Origin of the sequence: Burkholderia sp. lig30 (assembly GCF_000687455.2) — a bacterium.
Classification (GTDB): domain Bacteria; phylum Pseudomonadota; class Gammaproteobacteria; order Burkholderiales; family Burkholderiaceae; genus Burkholderia.
In genome coordinates, this window is record NZ_JGVW01000131.1 from 1 (window position 1) to 15,920 (window position 15,920).

19 protein-coding genes and 1 pseudogene are annotated in these 15,920 nt (G+C 65.3%); 9 read left to right on the forward strand and 11 right to left on the reverse strand.

Annotation, left to right across the window (positions count from 1 at the left end; all coding sequences use genetic code 11):
* The 4 genes and pseudogenes from LIG30_RS23405 to LIG30_RS25750 form a co-directional block, all read right to left on the reverse strand.
* Positions 1–640 (reverse strand): phosphoribosyltransferase (locus tag LIG30_RS23405; protein ID WP_038715963.1); only part of this gene is annotated, 640 nt, incomplete at its 3' end.
* 62 nt (positions 641–702) lie between these two features.
* Positions 703–1,152, reverse strand: a complete 450-nt coding sequence (locus LIG30_RS23410) for a CBS domain-containing protein (RefSeq protein WP_038715965.1) — start codon at positions 1,150–1,152, stop codon at positions 703–705.
* 237 nt (positions 1,153–1,389) lie between these two features.
* Entirely contained in the window at positions 1,390–1,899 is a 510-nt protein-coding gene (locus tag LIG30_RS23415) for a phospholipase D-like domain-containing protein (protein WP_038715966.1), read from the reverse strand.
* A gap of 112 nt (positions 1,900–2,011) precedes the next feature.
* Positions 2,012–2,746: pseudogene (locus LIG30_RS25750) on the reverse strand (TerC family protein); the annotation flags it as partial.
* A 107-nt stretch (positions 2,747–2,853) separates the two neighbouring features.
* Here LIG30_RS25750 and LIG30_RS23425 point away from each other — a divergent pair.
* Both LIG30_RS23425 and LIG30_RS23430 read left to right on the forward strand, forming a co-directional pair.
* Positions 2,854–3,759, forward strand: a complete 906-nt coding sequence (locus LIG30_RS23425) for a LysR family transcriptional regulator (protein ID WP_038715973.1) — start codon at positions 2,854–2,856, stop codon at positions 3,757–3,759.
* A 239-nt stretch (positions 3,760–3,998) separates the two neighbouring features.
* Entirely contained in the window at positions 3,999–5,150 is a 1,152-nt protein-coding gene (locus LIG30_RS23430; RefSeq protein WP_038715975.1) for a DUF2242 domain-containing protein, read from the forward strand.
* A 7-nt stretch (positions 5,151–5,157) separates the two neighbouring features.
* On the opposite strand, the gene LIG30_RS23435 is transcribed toward LIG30_RS23430, so the two are convergent.
* Positions 5,158–5,841 carry an SOS response-associated peptidase family protein gene (locus tag LIG30_RS23435; protein WP_038715977.1) on the reverse strand — a complete coding sequence of 228 codons (684 nt, stop codon included), beginning with the start codon at positions 5,839–5,841 and terminating at the stop codon, positions 5,158–5,160.
* A gap of 78 nt (positions 5,842–5,919) precedes the next feature.
* Complete coding sequence (locus tag LIG30_RS27395) at positions 5,920–6,165, reverse strand: hypothetical protein (protein ID WP_235510382.1); 246 nt, start codon at positions 6,163–6,165, stop codon at positions 5,920–5,922.
* A 571-nt stretch (positions 6,166–6,736) separates the two neighbouring features.
* Between LIG30_RS27395 and LIG30_RS27400 the strand changes: the two genes are divergently transcribed.
* The 5 genes from LIG30_RS27400 (at position 6,737) to rpoD (ending at position 11,091) form a co-directional block, all read left to right on the forward strand.
* Entirely contained in the window at positions 6,737–7,141 is a 405-nt protein-coding gene (locus LIG30_RS27400; protein ID WP_038715980.1) for an MFS transporter, read from the forward strand.
* A gap of 53 nt (positions 7,142–7,194) precedes the next feature.
* On the forward strand, positions 7,195–7,779 hold the full coding sequence (locus LIG30_RS23445) for a helix-turn-helix domain-containing protein (protein WP_038715983.1): 585 nt from the start codon (positions 7,195–7,197) through the stop codon (positions 7,777–7,779).
* Entirely contained in the window at positions 7,779–8,309 is a 531-nt protein-coding gene (locus LIG30_RS23450; protein ID WP_038715984.1) for a GNAT family N-acetyltransferase, read from the forward strand. The genes LIG30_RS23445 and LIG30_RS23450 overlap by 1 nt, the downstream gene beginning before the upstream one ends.
* Positions 8,310–8,394: 85 nt before the next feature.
* A complete protein-coding gene (locus tag LIG30_RS23455) occupies positions 8,395–8,847 on the forward strand; it encodes a DMT family transporter (protein ID WP_038715986.1) in 453 nt (150 codons plus the stop codon).
* A gap of 264 nt (positions 8,848–9,111) precedes the next feature.
* Positions 9,112–11,091, forward strand: a complete 1,980-nt coding sequence (rpoD, locus tag LIG30_RS23460) for an RNA polymerase sigma factor RpoD (protein WP_038715988.1) — start codon at positions 9,112–9,114, stop codon at positions 11,089–11,091.
* Between the two features lie 103 nt (positions 11,092–11,194).
* Here the strand turns inward: rpoD and LIG30_RS23465 are convergent, their stop codons facing one another.
* The 3 genes from LIG30_RS23465 to infA all read right to left on the reverse strand — a co-directional run bounded on the left by LIG30_RS23465 (position 11,195) and on the right by infA (position 12,100).
* Entirely contained in the window at positions 11,195–11,398 is a 204-nt protein-coding gene (locus tag LIG30_RS23465; protein ID WP_038715989.1) for a cold-shock protein, read from the reverse strand.
* Between the two features lie 130 nt (positions 11,399–11,528).
* On the reverse strand, positions 11,529–11,696 hold the full coding sequence (locus tag LIG30_RS26885; protein WP_160326727.1) for a hypothetical protein: 168 nt from the start codon (positions 11,694–11,696) through the stop codon (positions 11,529–11,531).
* Between the two features lie 137 nt (positions 11,697–11,833).
* Positions 11,834–12,100: a translation initiation factor IF-1 gene (gene infA, locus LIG30_RS23470; RefSeq protein ID WP_038715990.1), complete on the reverse strand. Its 267-nt coding sequence runs from the start codon at positions 12,098–12,100 to the stop codon at positions 11,834–11,836.
* 766 nt (positions 12,101–12,866) lie between these two features.
* Here infA and rpsU point away from each other — a divergent pair.
* Positions 12,867–13,079: a 30S ribosomal protein S21 gene (rpsU, locus tag LIG30_RS23475; protein WP_038715991.1), complete on the forward strand. Its 213-nt coding sequence runs from the start codon at positions 12,867–12,869 to the stop codon at positions 13,077–13,079.
* A gap of 172 nt (positions 13,080–13,251) precedes the next feature.
* Here rpsU and LIG30_RS23480 read toward each other — a convergent pair whose 3' ends face one another.
* Complete coding sequence (locus LIG30_RS23480; RefSeq protein WP_235510383.1) at positions 13,252–14,220, reverse strand: zinc-dependent alcohol dehydrogenase family protein; 969 nt, start codon at positions 14,218–14,220, stop codon at positions 13,252–13,254.
* Positions 14,221–14,397: 177 nt separating this feature from the next.
* On the opposite strand from LIG30_RS23480, the gene LIG30_RS23485 reads away from it, so the two are divergent.
* Positions 14,398–15,309 carry a LysR family transcriptional regulator gene (locus LIG30_RS23485; protein WP_038715995.1) on the forward strand — a complete coding sequence of 304 codons (912 nt, stop codon included), beginning with the start codon at positions 14,398–14,400 and terminating at the stop codon, positions 15,307–15,309.
* Positions 15,310–15,448: 139 nt separating this feature from the next.
* On the opposite strand, the gene LIG30_RS23490 is transcribed toward LIG30_RS23485, so the two are convergent.
* Positions 15,449–15,727: a hypothetical protein gene (locus tag LIG30_RS23490; RefSeq protein WP_038715996.1), complete on the reverse strand. Its 279-nt coding sequence runs from the start codon at positions 15,725–15,727 to the stop codon at positions 15,449–15,451.
* Between the last annotated feature and the right edge of the window lie 193 nt (positions 15,728–15,920).

The window sequence follows — 15,920 nt, forward strand, 5'->3', positions numbered from 1 at the left end:
CGCCGCGCGCGGCGTCGAGCAGCGTGCGTACCTCGTCGTCGCTCGTCTGATCGAAATTCTCGTAGAACTGACTGATACCGAAGAACGACAACGGGTGCAGGATCGCGACGAATGCGTCGGCGACGTCGTCGAACTTGCGCTGCACGCCGCACGGCGCAACCGGCGCCGCCGCGATCACGCGCGCCGGATGCTGCTCGCGCAACGCCTGCAGCGCGACGCGCATCGTCGCGCCGGTCGCGACGCCGTCGTCGATGACGATTGCCGTGCGACCCGCGACCGGCACCGGCGGCCACCCGCTCCGGTACAGCAACTCGCGGCGATGCAGCTCGGCGGTCTCGCGCTCGATCACCTCGGCAAGCTGCGCGTCCGTCACGCCCGTCGCCTGAATTACCGAGCGCTGCAGATACGTCGCGCCGCCGGTGGCGATCGCGCCCATCGCCAGCTCAGGCTCGAACGGCACGCCGAGCTTGCGCACCACCAGCACGTCGAGCGGCGCGCGCAGCGCCCGCGCGACCGGATACGCGACCGGCACGCCGCCACGCGGCAGCGCCAGCACGACAAGATCCGCCTGCCCCGCGTATCCCCGCAGCGCGGCGGCGAGCCGGCGGCCCGCGTCCGCGCGATCGACGAAACGATCCATGACGATCCGCCCTCCTTGCCGGCTGGCATCACCGGCGGCATCGGGAAAGCGCACGGCCGCGCTCACGCGCGAAACCGCTGCTCCTCGATCTGCTGCAGCTTGCCCACTTCCGCGACGCTGCCGAGCAGCGAGGCCAGGTAGTCGACGACGTCGTCGAGGGTGATGATGCCGGCCAGCCGCCCGGCGTCGTCGACGACCGGCACCCGGCGAATGCCGGAGCGCCGCATTTCCTCGAGCGCGACGCCGATCTCGTCGGTCTCGGACACGACGATCAGGCCGCGCGACATGATCTGCCCGGCCGTGGTCTGCTCCGGGTTCTCGCCTCGTGCCAGCACTTCGATGACGAGATCGCGATCGGTGACGAGGCCGATCGGCACCGCGTCGCCACCGCGATACTCGATCACGACGATATCGCCTACATGAGCATGGCGCATGCGATCCGCCAGTTCAAGCGCGCTGCATTCGACAGTGCAGGTCTCGACGGGGTGGGTGCTCAATCTTCCGACGTGCATGATTCGGCTCCTCTGCGGTGGACCCGGGCGGCGCGCATGCGCCGCCGCTCACGCCGCGGATACGGACGGGCAGGAAAGTGCCGGACGCCGCGCGGGCGTGTCGTGCGATCAGGTTAGGCGTCGCGGGACGCGGCCGGTTGACGTACGTCAACGCGCGACGCACGCAGCGCATGCACCGGCCATTCACCGACGAAACGGTTCGGCGGCCGGCGTGGGCGATGCGCCGGCCAGACGCCGTCAGAGCCGGCCGGCCTGGCGATACAGCCGCCAGAACGTCTGCGCGTAGGTTTGCGCCAGCTCGGGCGCACGCTGGAACACGTTGACCGTCTCGCCACGCGATTGCGCGCGCTCCGGCAACGCCGTCAGCGCGACGCTGTCGTCGACGATCGCAAAGCGCGGCACGGGCTCCGCATGGCGCGTGTCGATCGCGATGTCGACACCGCCGCTCGCCAGCGCGCCGACGCCGCTGTATTTGCCGCCGCCGGTCGCACGGTTCAGCACCACCCGCACTTCGACGCCTTGCGCGCTCGCCGCGCGCAGCGCGCCGGCCACGGCGGGCGGCAGCGATCGATACCCGGCAAGCAGCACCCGCCGGCGTGCCTGGCGGATCAGGTCGACCGTCGCGTCGACCGCGGCGTTGTCGCCGGAAAAATAGGCGCCGACCGACGCGCTGTCGGAAGGGATAGGCAAGGCGTGGGCGGTCGGCGCGCAGACGAGCGCGAGGCAAAGGCAAGCGGCGATTCTCATGGCGGCGCCATTGTAGCGATGCCGTCCTGCGTTGCAAGCGCGTGATTCCATCCCGCCATGGCGTTCTCCTGCCAGGCGCACCGGATGGTTCAGCGGCATTCCGGGCCGCACGGGCGCGCCGCTTCTTCGCCCGCCGCGCCAGCATGTTCATCCCTTCGACGAACGCCGAGAACGCCATCGCCGCGTAGATGTAGCCCTTCGGCACGTGCGAGCCGAAACCCTCGGCGACCAGCGTCATGCCGATCACGATGAGGAAGCTCAACGCCAGCATCACGACGCTCGGATTGCGGTCGATGAAACGCGCGAGCGGCTGCGCGGCGAACAGCATCGCGCTCACTGCGGCGATCACCGCGACGAACATGATCGGAACATGGTGGGTCATGCCGATCGCGGTCACGATGCTGTCGATCGAGAACACCAGGTCGAGCATCAGGATCTGGCCGACCGCCGCCCACATCGTCAGGCCGCCTGCGCCGGCCGGCGCAGCCGCTTCGTCGTCGTCGCGCGACACGTGATGGTGGATCTCGCGCGTCGCCTTCCAGACGAGGAACAGGCCGCCGGACAACAGGATCGCGTCGCGCCACGAGAACGCATGATCGAACAGCGTGAACACGGGCTCGGTCAGGCGCGCGACCCATGCGACGGTGCCGAGCAGCGCGAGCCGCATCACCAGCGCGAGACCGATGCCGAGCCGCTGCGCGCGGGCGCGCTGCGCTTCCGGCAGCTTGTTGCTGAGGATCGAGATGAAGATCAGGTTGTCGATGCCGAGCACGACTTCCATCACGACGAGCGTCAGGAGCGCCGCCCAGACGGCGGGGTCGGCGGCGAGTGCAAGCAGGTAGTCCATCAGGGGTCCGGAACGGGAATCGAAAGCGCGATGATCGCCCGGCACGGACTTCGAAAAAATCAGCGAAAATCTGACAGTCTGTTCGGTTTTTTCGAAGCATCGAAGCCATGCTCAACTTTCGCCATCTCTACTATTTCTGGGTCGTCGTGAAGGAAGGCGGCTTTGCGCGGGCCGCCGAGCGGCTCGGCATGGCCGTGCAGACGATCAGCGCGCAGGTGCGCGAGCTGGAAAAGACACTCGGGCACCAGTTGCTCAAGCCGGCCGGTCGCGGCGTCGCGATGACCGATGCGGGACAGGCGGCATTCGCGCGCGCAGAGGAAATCTTCGAGATCGGCCGGCTGATTCCCGACGAAGTGCGCGCTGCAGCGAGCCAGCCGACGGTGCGGCTTGCGGTCGGCCTGTCAGACGGCATCTCGAAGCTCGCCGCGCACGCAATCCTCGCGCCGGTGCTGGGCACCGCGTCGCTGCGCCTGCTGTGCCACGAAGGCGAGCACGAGGCCCTGCTCGCGGAGCTTGCGCTGCACCAGCTCGATCTCGTGCTGGCCGGCCAGGGCGCGCCGCACAACGCGAACCTGCGCGTGACGAGCGAGCGGCTCGTCGCGTCGCCGGTCGACTGGTATGGCCCCGCCGCGCTGGTCGGCCAGGCGGCGCGGCAGCATTTCCCGCACTGCCTCGCCGAGTTGCCGGTGCTGCTGCCCACCGCGCATTCCGCGCTGCGCGCGCGGCTCGACCGCTGGCTGGAAGCGCAACGCATCGTGCCCCGCATCGCAGGCGAATTCGAGGACAGCGCGCTGATGGCGGTATTCGCGGCGCGCGGCCTCGGCGTGTTTCCGCTGAGCGAGCTCGGCGCGAACGACGCAACGCTGCTGCGGGGACTGCGGCGGCTCGGACGCGCCGGCAACGTAACCGAGGAGATTCACGCAATCCGCTCGCGGCGCGGCGAGCATCATCCGTTGACGTCGCAGTTGCTGGCCGCGGCGCGCGGTCATGCGGGCGGCGACACGCCCGCATGACGCCGTGCAAGGCCCGGTAAGGCAGAGCAAGCCAGCGTAAGGCCGCGTAAATCCATGTAACGCCGCGTCAGGCGCCCGCGCCATCAAACGAAACTATAATAGCGCCCCGGCCATGCGCGATTGCCGCGCCCCCGCGACGGCGGCCGACGCCTGTCGCGCCGCGCGGCATCCGATCGGCCGCCGCATGCCGCGCGCTGTCCGGCGCGGCTGTCACGGGGTCGAGCCCTTTGAAAGACGCCATGCACAACCGATTTCGCCAGTTCTCCGTTCCGTGCGCGATCGCGATCGCGACCGTGCTGTCGGCGTGCTCGTCGACGCCGAAGCCGCTCTATCAGCAGGAGCAGTTCGACGCGGCGAGCAGTCCCTACGCTCACACGTTCCACTCGAAATCCGACGCGACCTGCGAAGGCGCGCGCCGCGCGCTGCTGAGCCAGGGCTACATCACGACTTCTGCGCGTCCCGATGCGATCGACGGCACCAAGAACTTCCAGCCGGACAACGATACCCACGTCGTGATCGAATTCCACGTCGTGTGCGCGGACGCCAATGGGGACGGCACGTCGAGCATCGCCTATGTCAGCGCGGTGCAGGACCGCTATGCACTGAAGAAGACCAGCACGTCGGCGAGCGTCGGCCTGAGCCTGTTCGGCTCGGTGTCGCTGCCGATCGGGTCGAGCGACGACGCGATGATCAAGATCGCGAGCGAGACGATCCCCGCCGGCGTGTTCTACGAACGCTTCTTCAATCTCGTCGATCATTTCCTGAAGGTCGATCCGGCGCGGCGCGACCGCGCGACCGTCAAGGCGGCGGAAAAGGAGCGCGTCGCGCCGCTGCCCGAGCCCGCGCCGACGCCGCAAGGCGAACCGATGAAGCTGATGACGCCTGCCGTGCCGACGCCCCCTGCGCCGCCGGTGGCGGCCGGGGTGGCACCGGCGCCCGCCACGCATGGCGCGGCAGCGGGGAGCGCCGCGTTGCCGGCAGCGGCTGCTCAGACGCCGGCCACCGCAGCAGCGGTGCATGCGGCGTCGTTGGCTCCGGCACCTGCAGTCGCGCCGAGCGTCGCGGCATCGACCGTCACGCCAGCATCGACGCCTGAAACGCCCGCCGCTGCGCCGGCAGCACACCCGGCAGCCTCCATCCCGGCTTCCGCGACCACCGCTACGCCGGGCGCGGCAACATCGTCCGCCACGCCGCTGTCGATATCCGGGCCGAACGCCACTGCGCCGGCCGCGCGTGCGGCAACCGCTCCCGCCCCGGTGCCCGCACCGGCTCCGTTGGCCGTGCCCGCGCCGGCAAAGACGTCCGTGGCTTCCGCGCCGGTCCCTTCCGACCTCGCCGCGCCGCCGGCCGCCTCCGCCCCGACAGGCGCAAGCGCCGCCGGCACGAACTGACCGGCCGTCAATCAACGGCGGGCTCCGCGTCCATATCGCCGGCATCGGGAACCTGCAGGATCGACCGCGCGATGTCCGGGTTGCGTGTGCCGAGCCATTCGTCGTACTCGTCGGGTCGGACGACGACGACCGTACGCTTCTCGTCGCCGGGCCGGTGCATCCGCGACATCACCGGATGCCCTTCGGCGCTGACGGTCAGCATCGCCATGCCGATCACCGTATCGCCGTCCCGGTTCGCGTATGCGCGCCAGATCCCCGCAACGCAAAACGGCCGCCAGCCCGCGAGACCGATGCGAAACCGGACGTGCCGGCCCGTTTCCCAATTCGGCTCGTAGATCCACCGTGCCGGAATGAGACATCGCTGGCCGTCGCGCCACGCGGCACCATACAGGCGCGACGCGCCGACCGTCTCCGCGCGCGCGTTGACCGTGGCGAGCAGCGCGGGCACAGGCCTGCCAGCGTCCCGCGCCTGTGCGCGTCGCGCGTCCTGCACGCGTTTCGGCCAGAAGCCGAACACCGCAACGACGCCGCGGCGGCCGGCCGGTTCTGCCGGTTCCGCCGTCACGATCGGCGCCGCACGGTCCGGATACACCTCCGGGTCCCACGGCGTGCGCCGCCACAGCTCGCCGAGATCGATCCTGAGTTCGCTCTGGCCCGGGTCTTCGCCCGGCGCGCGGTAGTTCGTGCACATGCCCGCTCCCGAGGAATCGAAACGTGCTGGTTCGCCAGCCGGAACCCTCTTCACACGGCGGCAGGCCGCTCATCCGGATCAGGAAATGCGATGCGGGTTCGCCTTCTTCAATTGAAGAACAGGTAGATCAGATTTCGCAAATAATCGGGTATCTCCGTGAGAATATGCTGAACGTCCATTCCCGAGCGATAAAGCAGCAACGTCAGCGGGCAGAGCCACAGCGCCGCAACCACGACTTCCCTCATTGTCTTTCCCCAGCGATTGGTCGAACTTCGACTGGCGGCAGTTCAGCGGTGACGAACGCAGCATGTTGCTCACCAGCATGGCCATTCGCATGGCCCATGGCTGCCGTCGCGGGTCCCCCGGGCGCCCTGCCGCCCTGATGCCATCTCTACCGCGATGCTCACCCTCCGCTGCATTGAACGACATCGGCTGGCGTCATGTGCCCCAATCCCGGTCCGCCGGATCGGCGCCGTCGTTCGACTTCCCCCGATCACCCGCCCGGCGCGCGAATCGTGATCGACGACGCGGCGGCAGGCGGCGATTCGTTGTGCTTTTTCTTTCACTTCGCTTAAGCCAAAGCACAACACATACCAGCGGAGCAAAACCGACGCCCGGCGCGAATCGCCGTCAATGGGCGCCTGGTTGCCCCCCGTTCGACTGCCAACGATGTTTCCGGATTGAAACAGCCGGACCGGCGCCTGGCGTGTGCGACGGAAAATGGCGCAGCACTGCAACATGCGCCGCACGACGCGTCGCGCCCCCGGCACGGCCATCGCGTGCGGCCCTGCCGCGCCGGGCGTGCCCGTCCGGCGGGTCACCGTCGGGCACGACACACCGGGGAACGTCATCGAGGCCGGCCCGATGTTCCAGATTTGAAATAAGACGATCGTCGATGGAGGCGGGAAACGACGCCACGGGCGCCTCGTCCCTGGGCATTTCCGCCTTCAAGCGCCTAGCGTTCGGCGCCGCCTGCACGCTGGCTGCGGTCATGCCGAACGTCTGGTCGTTCGGCGCTGCACTGGTGGCGCCGGGAGCCGTTGCACCGACCTTCACCCCCTCGACCAACAGCCTGGTCCAGCTGCGGACCGAGCCCTCTGTGCGCGGGCGCGTGATGGCCCTCTACACGGCCATCTTTCTGGATTGCACGCCGCTCGGCGCACCCTTCGTCGGATGGGTGGCCGACGCGTTCGGCCCGCGGTGTGCGCTCGGCGTCGGCGCGGGATCGGGCTTCGCCGCCGCAATCTTCGCGCTCGCCCATCACCGCCATCGCACTGCAAAAGCCCTGCTCCAGCGGTGATCGTCGGAGCAGGGCGACATTGCAATGGAATAAAACTCCAATATAATGGATTCATGAACGTAGATGCTCTCATTGCCAAACGCGTCCGCGACCTGCGCAAGGCTCGGGACCTCACGCTGGACGACCTGGCTGACGCGAGCGGGGTCAGCCGCTCGATGATTTCATTGATCGAGCGTCAGGAGACCAGTCCGACCGCTGTCGTGCTCAACAAGCTGGCCGACGCGCTGGGCGTCACATTGGCCGCGTTGTTTTCGACGGAGCCCCGAAGCGTGGCGGAACAGCCGCTCGCGCGCCGGTCCGAACAACAGGTCTGGAAGGACCCCGCCTCCGGTTACGTGCGCCGACACGTGTCGCCAAGCGGATTCGCGTCGCCGATCGAGCTGGTCGAGGTGATCTTCCCGCCTGGCGAAAGCGTCGCGTTCGAGAACGTGATGCGCAACATGGTGACGCATCAGCAGATCTGGGTGCTCGAAGGCGAAATGGACGTCACCGTGGGGGAAAAGACCTGGCAGCTCCAGACGGGTGACTGCCTTGCCATGGTGCTCGACCAGCGCATCGTCTTTCGTAACCCGGGTCTGGAGCCGGCGCGCTATGCCGTGGCGCTGACGACCCTTCCACCGACTTCAAGGAGAACCTGATGAGCGACCACACCATCGTGCAGTGCACCTTCGAACGCCATGCCGATGCGATCCTGGAGATCTTCAACGAGGCAATCCTGAATTCGACCGCGCTCTACGACTACAAGCCTCGCACGTCGCAGAACATGGTTGCCTGGTTCGACGCCAAGCGGGCCGGCGGCTTTCCGGTGATCGGAGTCGAGGACGGCGAAGGAACGCTGCTGGCCTTTGGAAGCTACGGCACGTTTCGGGCATGGCCGGCCTACAAGTACACGGTGGAACACTCCGTGTACGTGCACCAGGATCATCGGGGGCAAGGGCTTGGCCGCGTGGTGATGCAGGCGCTCATCGCGGCGGCCCGGCAGAACGACCTGCACGCGATGATGGGCGGAATCGACGCGACAAACGCCGGAAGCATCGCGTTGCATGAGCGGCTTGGTTTCAAGCACGTGGGCACGCTGCCCGAGGTCGGCTTCAAATTCGGTCGCTGGCTGGACCTGGCGTTCTATCAATTGCTGCTCGACACCCCCGCCCATCCGATCGACGGCTAGCGCGGCGAACCCTGATTCCGCGACGCCACGTGCGGCGCATCGCACCTGCGGCACCACGGCGCACTGATCTGACAGGAATCACCCGATGAACGCCTATCTCACCATCGCCATTCTGGCGGCAGCCGGTATCGCAGTCGTCATGCAGAACCTCTTGATGGTACGCATCACGGCGTCCGTGTCGACCGTGCTGGTCACGCTGGTGATCAACTCCGGCATGGGCCTGACGCTGCTCCTGGCCGCGCTCCTGCTGCGCAACGGCATCAACGGCGTGACGGAAGCCGTCAATGCCGTTCGCCCGTGGGCCATCCTGCCCGGTCTGCTCGGATCATTCTTCGTCTTTGCCGGGATCGTTGGCTATCAAAGGGTCGGAGCAGCGGCAACCATTGCCGTCCTGGTGGCCAGCCAGCTCATCGCCGGCATGCTCGTCGATGCATGGAAGGCCGGCGCGCTCGACGGATCGCGAATGAACGCGCATTCCTTGCTCGGCGCCGGGCTCCTCGTCGCGGGAGCCGTCCTTATCGCGCACAGGCGCATTTGAGCGCCAAAACGGAAAGGTCGGAAGGAATGCCGGGGTGCCGGGAACCGGAAGCCCCCTTGACAAGCCGTGCGCGCTGCGTATTGCATTGCACAACGCGACCCGGTATCATTCAGAATCCCACAAGCTGCGCACAATGCCGCGCGAGGCCTCCCGGCCTCGACTGTCCATGCGCCATTCCACGATTCCGTTCGCCCTCCCCTGCTGGCAGATCGACCTGCTGTCATGCCTGCGACGATCGTCGCCCCACCTGTCGAGGAGCATGTATTGGCAATTCCTGATCGGAACGATTCCGCATCCCGCGCAATCACAATCGCGTCAAAAACCGGCCGCCGCGCGCCGAAGGAAAAGGCTCAGACCCTTACACCGCCGGATACCGCATCGCCTGCACACCAGGACGAGGAGCGTCAACGCCAGATGCGCGCGTTGATCGCGCTCGGTCGCGAGCGCGGCTATCTCACCCACGCGGACATCAACGATCACCTGCCCGACAACTTTACGCAAACGGCGGCGATGGAGACCATCGTCAGCACGTTCGGCGACATGGGTGTCGCCGTGTACGAGCAGGCGCCGGACGCCGATACCCTCCTGCTGAACGACGCTTCGCAGGCCGTGGCCTCCGACGATCAGGCGGACGAGGAAGCGGAAGCTGCGCTGTCGACCGTCGATTCGGAATTCGGCCGCACGACGGATCCAGTCCGGATGTACATGCGTGAAATGGGCGCCAGCGAGCTGCTGACCCGCGCCGGCGAAATCGAGGTCGCGAAGCGCATCGAAGACGGTCTGCAGGACATGATTCAGGCGATCGCCGCGTGTCCGTCGATCGTGTCGACGATTCTTGCGGACGTGGACCGTATCGTGGCCGGCGAGCTCCGCATCGACGAACTCGTCGATGGCATCAGCGACGACGCGAACGAAAGCGACATGTCGCCGGCGTCCGACGAAGAAGATGCGGAAGCACCGGCCGCCGCCTCGGACGAGGACGACGTTGAAACCGACGCCGGGGATCTGGAGGAAGCGAATGCAGCCCGTCTCGAGCAGCTCACGAACGACAGCCTCGCGGTTTTCGCGCGCGTGCGGGCATTGTTCGAGCGGCTGCCGGATGGGCCGGTGACCGGACAGTCTCGTTCTGCCGCCGTCGTGCAGGTTCGCGCGGAGATCCAGCGCGAGCTGGCGCCGCTCCGTTTCACGGCCAAAACCATCGACCGCCTGTGCGCGATCGTGCGCGAACAGGTGACCGAGGTTCGCTCGATCGAGCGCAGCATCCTGCAGATCGCCGTCGATCGGTGCGGCATGCCGCGCGAGACGTTTGTCGAGTCGTTCCCGGGACACGAGACCGACCTTGAATGGACGAGCCGCATGGCGGCGACCTCGCAGCAGTTCGGCGCGGCGCTCGAGCGGCATCTGCCGGCCATTCAGGCCGGGCAGCAGAAGCTCATCGACATCGAGGCCAGGGTCGCGCTGCCGCTCCAGCAGCTCAAGCAGATCAACCGTCAGATGAGCGCTGCGGAATCGAAAATGCGGCAGGCCAAGCGGGAGATGATCGAGGCGAATCTTCGGCTCGTCATTTCAATCGCCAAGAAATACGTGAACCGCGGCATGCAGTTCCTCGACCTGATCCAGGAAGGCAATATCGGCCTGATGAAGGCAGTGGACAAATTCGAATACCGGCGCGGCTGGAAATTCTCGACGTACGCGACATGGTGGGTCCGCCAGGCGGTTTCGCGAGCGCTTGCCGATCAGGCGCGGACCATTCGTGTGCCGGTGCACATGATCGAGGCGATCAACAAGCTGAACCGGATTTCGCGTGAAATCCTGCAACAGACCGGCAAGGAAGCGCATCCGGCCGTGCTCGCGGAGCGCATGGAGATGTCCGAGGAAAAGGTGCGCAGCATCCTCAAGATTGCGCGGCAACCTGTTTCGCTCGAGACCCCGGTGGGCGACGATGCGGACGCGACGCTCGGCGACATGATCGAGGACGCCGCCGCGAGTTCACCGGCCGATGCAGCGATCCACGCGAACATGCGCGCAGCGATCGATGAGGCACTCGACGCGCTGTCGCCGCGCGAGGCCAAGGTCTTGCGGATGCGATACGGCCTCGATACGACCTCCGAGCACACGCTTGAAGAGGTGGGCAAGCAATTCGACGTGACCCGCGAGCGGATCCGCCAGATTGAAGGCAAGGCGATGCGCAAACTGATGCATCCCAATTGCTCGGACAAGCTGAAGCCCTTTCTCGAGCATTGAGCAGAACGGAGAATGGCGCCGCTTCGGCGCCATTCTCCCGATCCTCGGCGATTACGACTCGGCCCGCTCGCTGTCGTGGCCGAGTGCGTTCGCGGCGCGAATCTTACAGCGGCTTGATGCTCGCAGCCTGCTTGCCCTTCGGGCCCTGCTTGATTTCAAAGCTGACCTTCTGGCCTTCCTGAAGCGACTTGAAGCCGCTGCCCTGAACTTCGGAGAAGTGCGCAAACAGGTCTTCGCCGCCGTCATCCGGCGTGATGAACCCGAAACCCTTTGCATCGTTAAACCACTTGACGGTACCTGTTGCCATTTTCTGAATGTTCCCAAAAGACGAGTTATGAATGAACGACTGGCCTGTGCCAGACGTGCGGCTATCTTGTATCACAGGGGAATCGTCGCATGCAATCCAGATTTTCGGGTGGGTTCGACAACCTGTACCGTTACGCCGTGCGAGATCGGGCCTGTCGTTGAAGGGAAAACACGGGGACCGTCCGTTTTGCCGCGTATTGCACGGCACTGCGGACAAACCGATAGCCACGCACTTCGATCAGACCGACATCGTTAAAGAACGGCGCGAGACTGCCCGGCGCGCCGATGACCAGGTCCATCAGCAAGCCGCCCGGGTACTTTCACGGAGCGTGCCCGACAGCGGGAAGCCGCATGCCGAAAGAACGAAATTGCGGCAGATCGAGTGCCGCTGGCGGCACGTCGGGGGCGATCGCCGGGCGCGCCCGCCCAGCTTGCCTCAACGACGGCGAAATGGCGTGCTGCGTGCCGCGCCGGTGCTCCGCTCGTCCTTATGACGAAAATTGATCCGCCCTTTCGTCAGGTCGTAGACGGACAGCTCGAGGGTGACGCGATCGCCCGCGAGAATGCGAATGTGGTTCTTGCGCATGCGTCCGGACGCATAGGCACCAACGACGACGCCATTGTCAAGCGTGACGCGGTAACGGCTATCCGGAAGGACTTCGTCAACGATGCCGTCCAGTTCAATCAACTCTTCTTTCGCCATGCATAGCTCCTGTTCAATGGGTGGGATGGTGGCACCGACAACCCCCGCGAGGCAGTCACGGGCGCTGATCGGACATCTGCGCGGGCGGCATCGAAGCAATGACGCCAGCACGTCGGCAAGGTTGCCCCTCGATCGACCGTCGACCCTGTGCGCTGCGCGCGCTCCGTACGCGCAAATTGCCGTGCCGGTTCCTGCGAACCGCAAACGACGGGGCAAGCGACGTGGGCCGGTGCATGTGCTGCACGGCGCGACCGGGCGTAATGCCTGGGTCACGCTGGCGCATGAAAAAAGGCGTCAGCCCGACCCGAAAGGGGACCACATCGCGGTAATGCGACATGGTGGATTGGATGAATAGCAACGCTCTGGTGCCGCTTGGGCATCAGGGCGCATGAAAAGACTGCCGGATTCGCGGCGGCGAATGGGTGAACGCATTGCCTGCGTCGTCGCCGATGATGGAAGATGTTGCAGAGGCGCGTACCAAATCCGACCGTGGTTCTGTTGCCGCCTTCCGACAAGTGCACAGTATGCGCCCAATACGCGCATTTGACCAGCGAAGGTTCCTATGCCGGCGATCCGTCAGCCATCCCCCCGCAAATAGCGTGTATAGTCAGGCATCCCGTTGTGGAGAAAATTGTCGTGTCGACGCGACAACAGCGCATCTGCAACGGGGCGGACTTTAGCTCACTCACCGACAGCGACAACAATCGCCCCATACGTGCTCGCATGTGAGCCGGCCACGTCGCTCGAGGCAAACTCAAGGATTGATTTGACCACCATTACGCCGAAGGAAAATGAACCGCTTGACGTCGCGCTGCGACGCTTCCGTCGAGCCATCGAGAACACCGGCTTGCTGAAGGAACTGCGGGCACGGATGTCCTATGAGAAGCCGACTGCCGAACGCAAGCGCAAGAAAGCTGCTGCCGTTGCGCGGCAACGTCAGCGCATTCGACGGTCGAAGCTGCCGAAGAAAATGTATTGAGGCGGTTCGGCTTGCCCGTCGATGCAACCCGGGGCCACGGCGCGAAGTGGCTGCGCCCCGGGGCTGCGTCGGGCAATGGCATAAGTTGCCTGCAGCCTGCAGCAACTGCCCTCTCCAGGCTCGACGGAACCCGGCAACCGGGTTCGGGTCGAGTTCGCGACGGAAAAATCGGTTATGCGTCGGCGACCTTGATCACGATTTTGCCGAACGGGCCGCGCGCCAGATGTTCGAATGCTTGCACGGCCTCATCGAAACGATAAACGCGGTCGATGACCGGCTTGATCTCGTGCGCATCAAGGAACACGTTCATGCGCTCGAACGAACTGCGCGGCGCGACCGCGATGCCGCGGATCGTCGTCTGCCGAAAGATCACGGGCATGAGGTTCAGCGCGGTTGTCTGCCCGGCAAGAAAACCGACCTGCGCGATAACGCCTTGCACCTTCGTTGCGGCAACGGACTGATTGATACCGTTTCCGCCCGCGACATCGATCGTGATATCCGTACCCTTGCCATCCGTCAGCTCGAGTACCTTGCGCGCCCAATCCGCGTGTGTCTTGTAGTTGACGCCCTCCAGCTTATCGCTTGCGACCAGCGTCTTCACCTTGGCGAGGTTCTGATCCTTGCTCGACGTGACGATCACGCGCGCGCCGTGCGCGACGGCAATTTGCGCCGCGAAAATCGACACGCCGCCGGTCCCCTGCACGAGGACCGTCTGCCCCGGCTCGAGATGGCCGACGTCCATCAATGAATACCATGCAGTCAGCGCGGCGATTGGCAGCGTCGATGCTTCTTCGTCGCTCATCGATACGGGTGCCGGAACCGCACTCTCCTCGTGGATGGTCATGTATTCCGCAAGGCCGCCCGGAAGCGGCATGCCGAGGCAGTAGTCCGGTTCGTTGGGGCCGGGTGCGCCATCGATCCACCGCGAGTAGAGCGTCGAATTCACGCGGTCGCCGACCTTGAAACGCGTGACGCCGGCGCCGATGGCCATCACTGTGCCCGCCGCATCCGAGACGGGAATCAGCGGCTTCGGCACGAGATGCGGCTCATAGATGCCGTCGACGATCGCCTTGTCGCGAAAGTTCAGCGACACCGCGCCGACCTTCACCAGAAGCTCGCCCGGCTGCGGCACCGGCGTCATCACGTCGCCCGGTTGCAGGTTGTGCAGACCAAAATCCTTGAGAAGCCATGCTTTCATTTGAAACCTCACGTTCGCCGGATAGCGGATGCCATCACGATGAACAGTGTAATTTCGGCATTTTGGTTGAGTTAGGCGTTAAAATTCCAAACATTCGATCCCAAGATTCCAGAATCAACGATGGATGACCGTTTCGCCGGAATTCGCGAATTCGTGGCCACCGTCGATCACGGCAGCTTTACGGCGGCCGCGGAGACGCTCGGCATCACCGGGTCCGCGGTCGGAAAAAGCATTTCGCGGCTGGAGGCCCGGCTCGGCGTGCAACTGCTGCATCGGACGACGCGCCGCATCGATCGCACGACCGCGGGCGAAACGTTTCTGCAGACGTGCCGACGGATTCTCGAAGAACTCGATCAAACCGAATCCTTTCTCTCGACCGGGCACGAACAACCCATCGGCCGATTGCGCGTCGATCTCCCGACGACCTTCGGCCGCCGCCACATCGTCTCCGCGCTACTGAAGCTGACGCAGCGTTTTCCGCGCCTCGATCTCGCGATCACGTTGCAGGATCGCGCAGTGGATCTCGTCAGCGAGGGCGTTGATTTGGCTGTTCGCATCGGGCCGCTGGACGCGTATCCCGATCTGGTCGCACGCAAGCTCGGCGAGCAGCGGCTCGTGGTCTGCGCCGCGCCGGAGTATCTCGAGCGCAGGGGCGTTCCTGCGAGCCGCGAGGATCTGCTCGCGCACGATTGCCTCATCGGCTGGCGACGAAGCGTGCGTTCGGGCTGGCTGCTCGCGAACGCCGACGGTGGCGCGTCGTATTTCGACGTGCGCGTCCGGCACGAGTTGACCGATGGCGACGCGCTGCTGTGCGCCTGCACGTCGGGCTGCGGGCTTGCACAGCTCCCGGGTTGGCTCGCGAAAGACGGCTTGCGTACGGGCGCGCTGCGCGAGGTGCTGCCCGAACTGTCGACGACCATGCCGATTCACGTGATCTGGCAGAAGACACGCCATCTTCAGCCAAAGGTCAAGGTTGCCGTTGATGAGTTGGTCAAGGTTTCGAGGGCAGAGGTCGCTGTCTTTGGGCCATGAATGCGCCCGGTTCCAGTGTCTCCATGCCTGGCGATATGCGGTATCCATGCTTTACCGGCAGTGCGCGGCGTTCCACACGCGAATTCCCCCGACGTCTCTGCCCTCAACTTCCGTAACCGGCCGGCATCAGCCAGCCCCCTCATCGAAGCGCCGTCGGGCCTTTCAGCCGACGCTTGCCGTCGATGATGGCTTTTGCTTCGTCAATGGCAGCATCCAGCGCCCAGTCTTCGCGACGATAGCCCTCTTCCGCAAGGCACTGAACTGGAATCTGCATGGCAGGCTGAGCATCCGTGTCGTTCGGGATAAGCACGAAGCCTTGGAACCCGAATATCTGCATATCCGCGCCTCCGACGCCTTGTTTCGGAAGCGTTTGAACTGAATATTCAAAGCCGTTGTGCGTGTTCTCGGCGCGGGCCATGTTTGTCTCCAGCGTGGTCGTCTTTGGATCCTAGCACTAACAAACAGGGTGCGACTGCAGCGCGCGGCGGCATGCCATTTCGCGCGATCCGCGGACCACCTGTACAGGTGAATCGACCGTCAAGAGCGCAGACAACCATCGCATCCCCGGCCAAGAAGGCCGGCCGACAACTCTTGGTGCAACGGGACAGTCA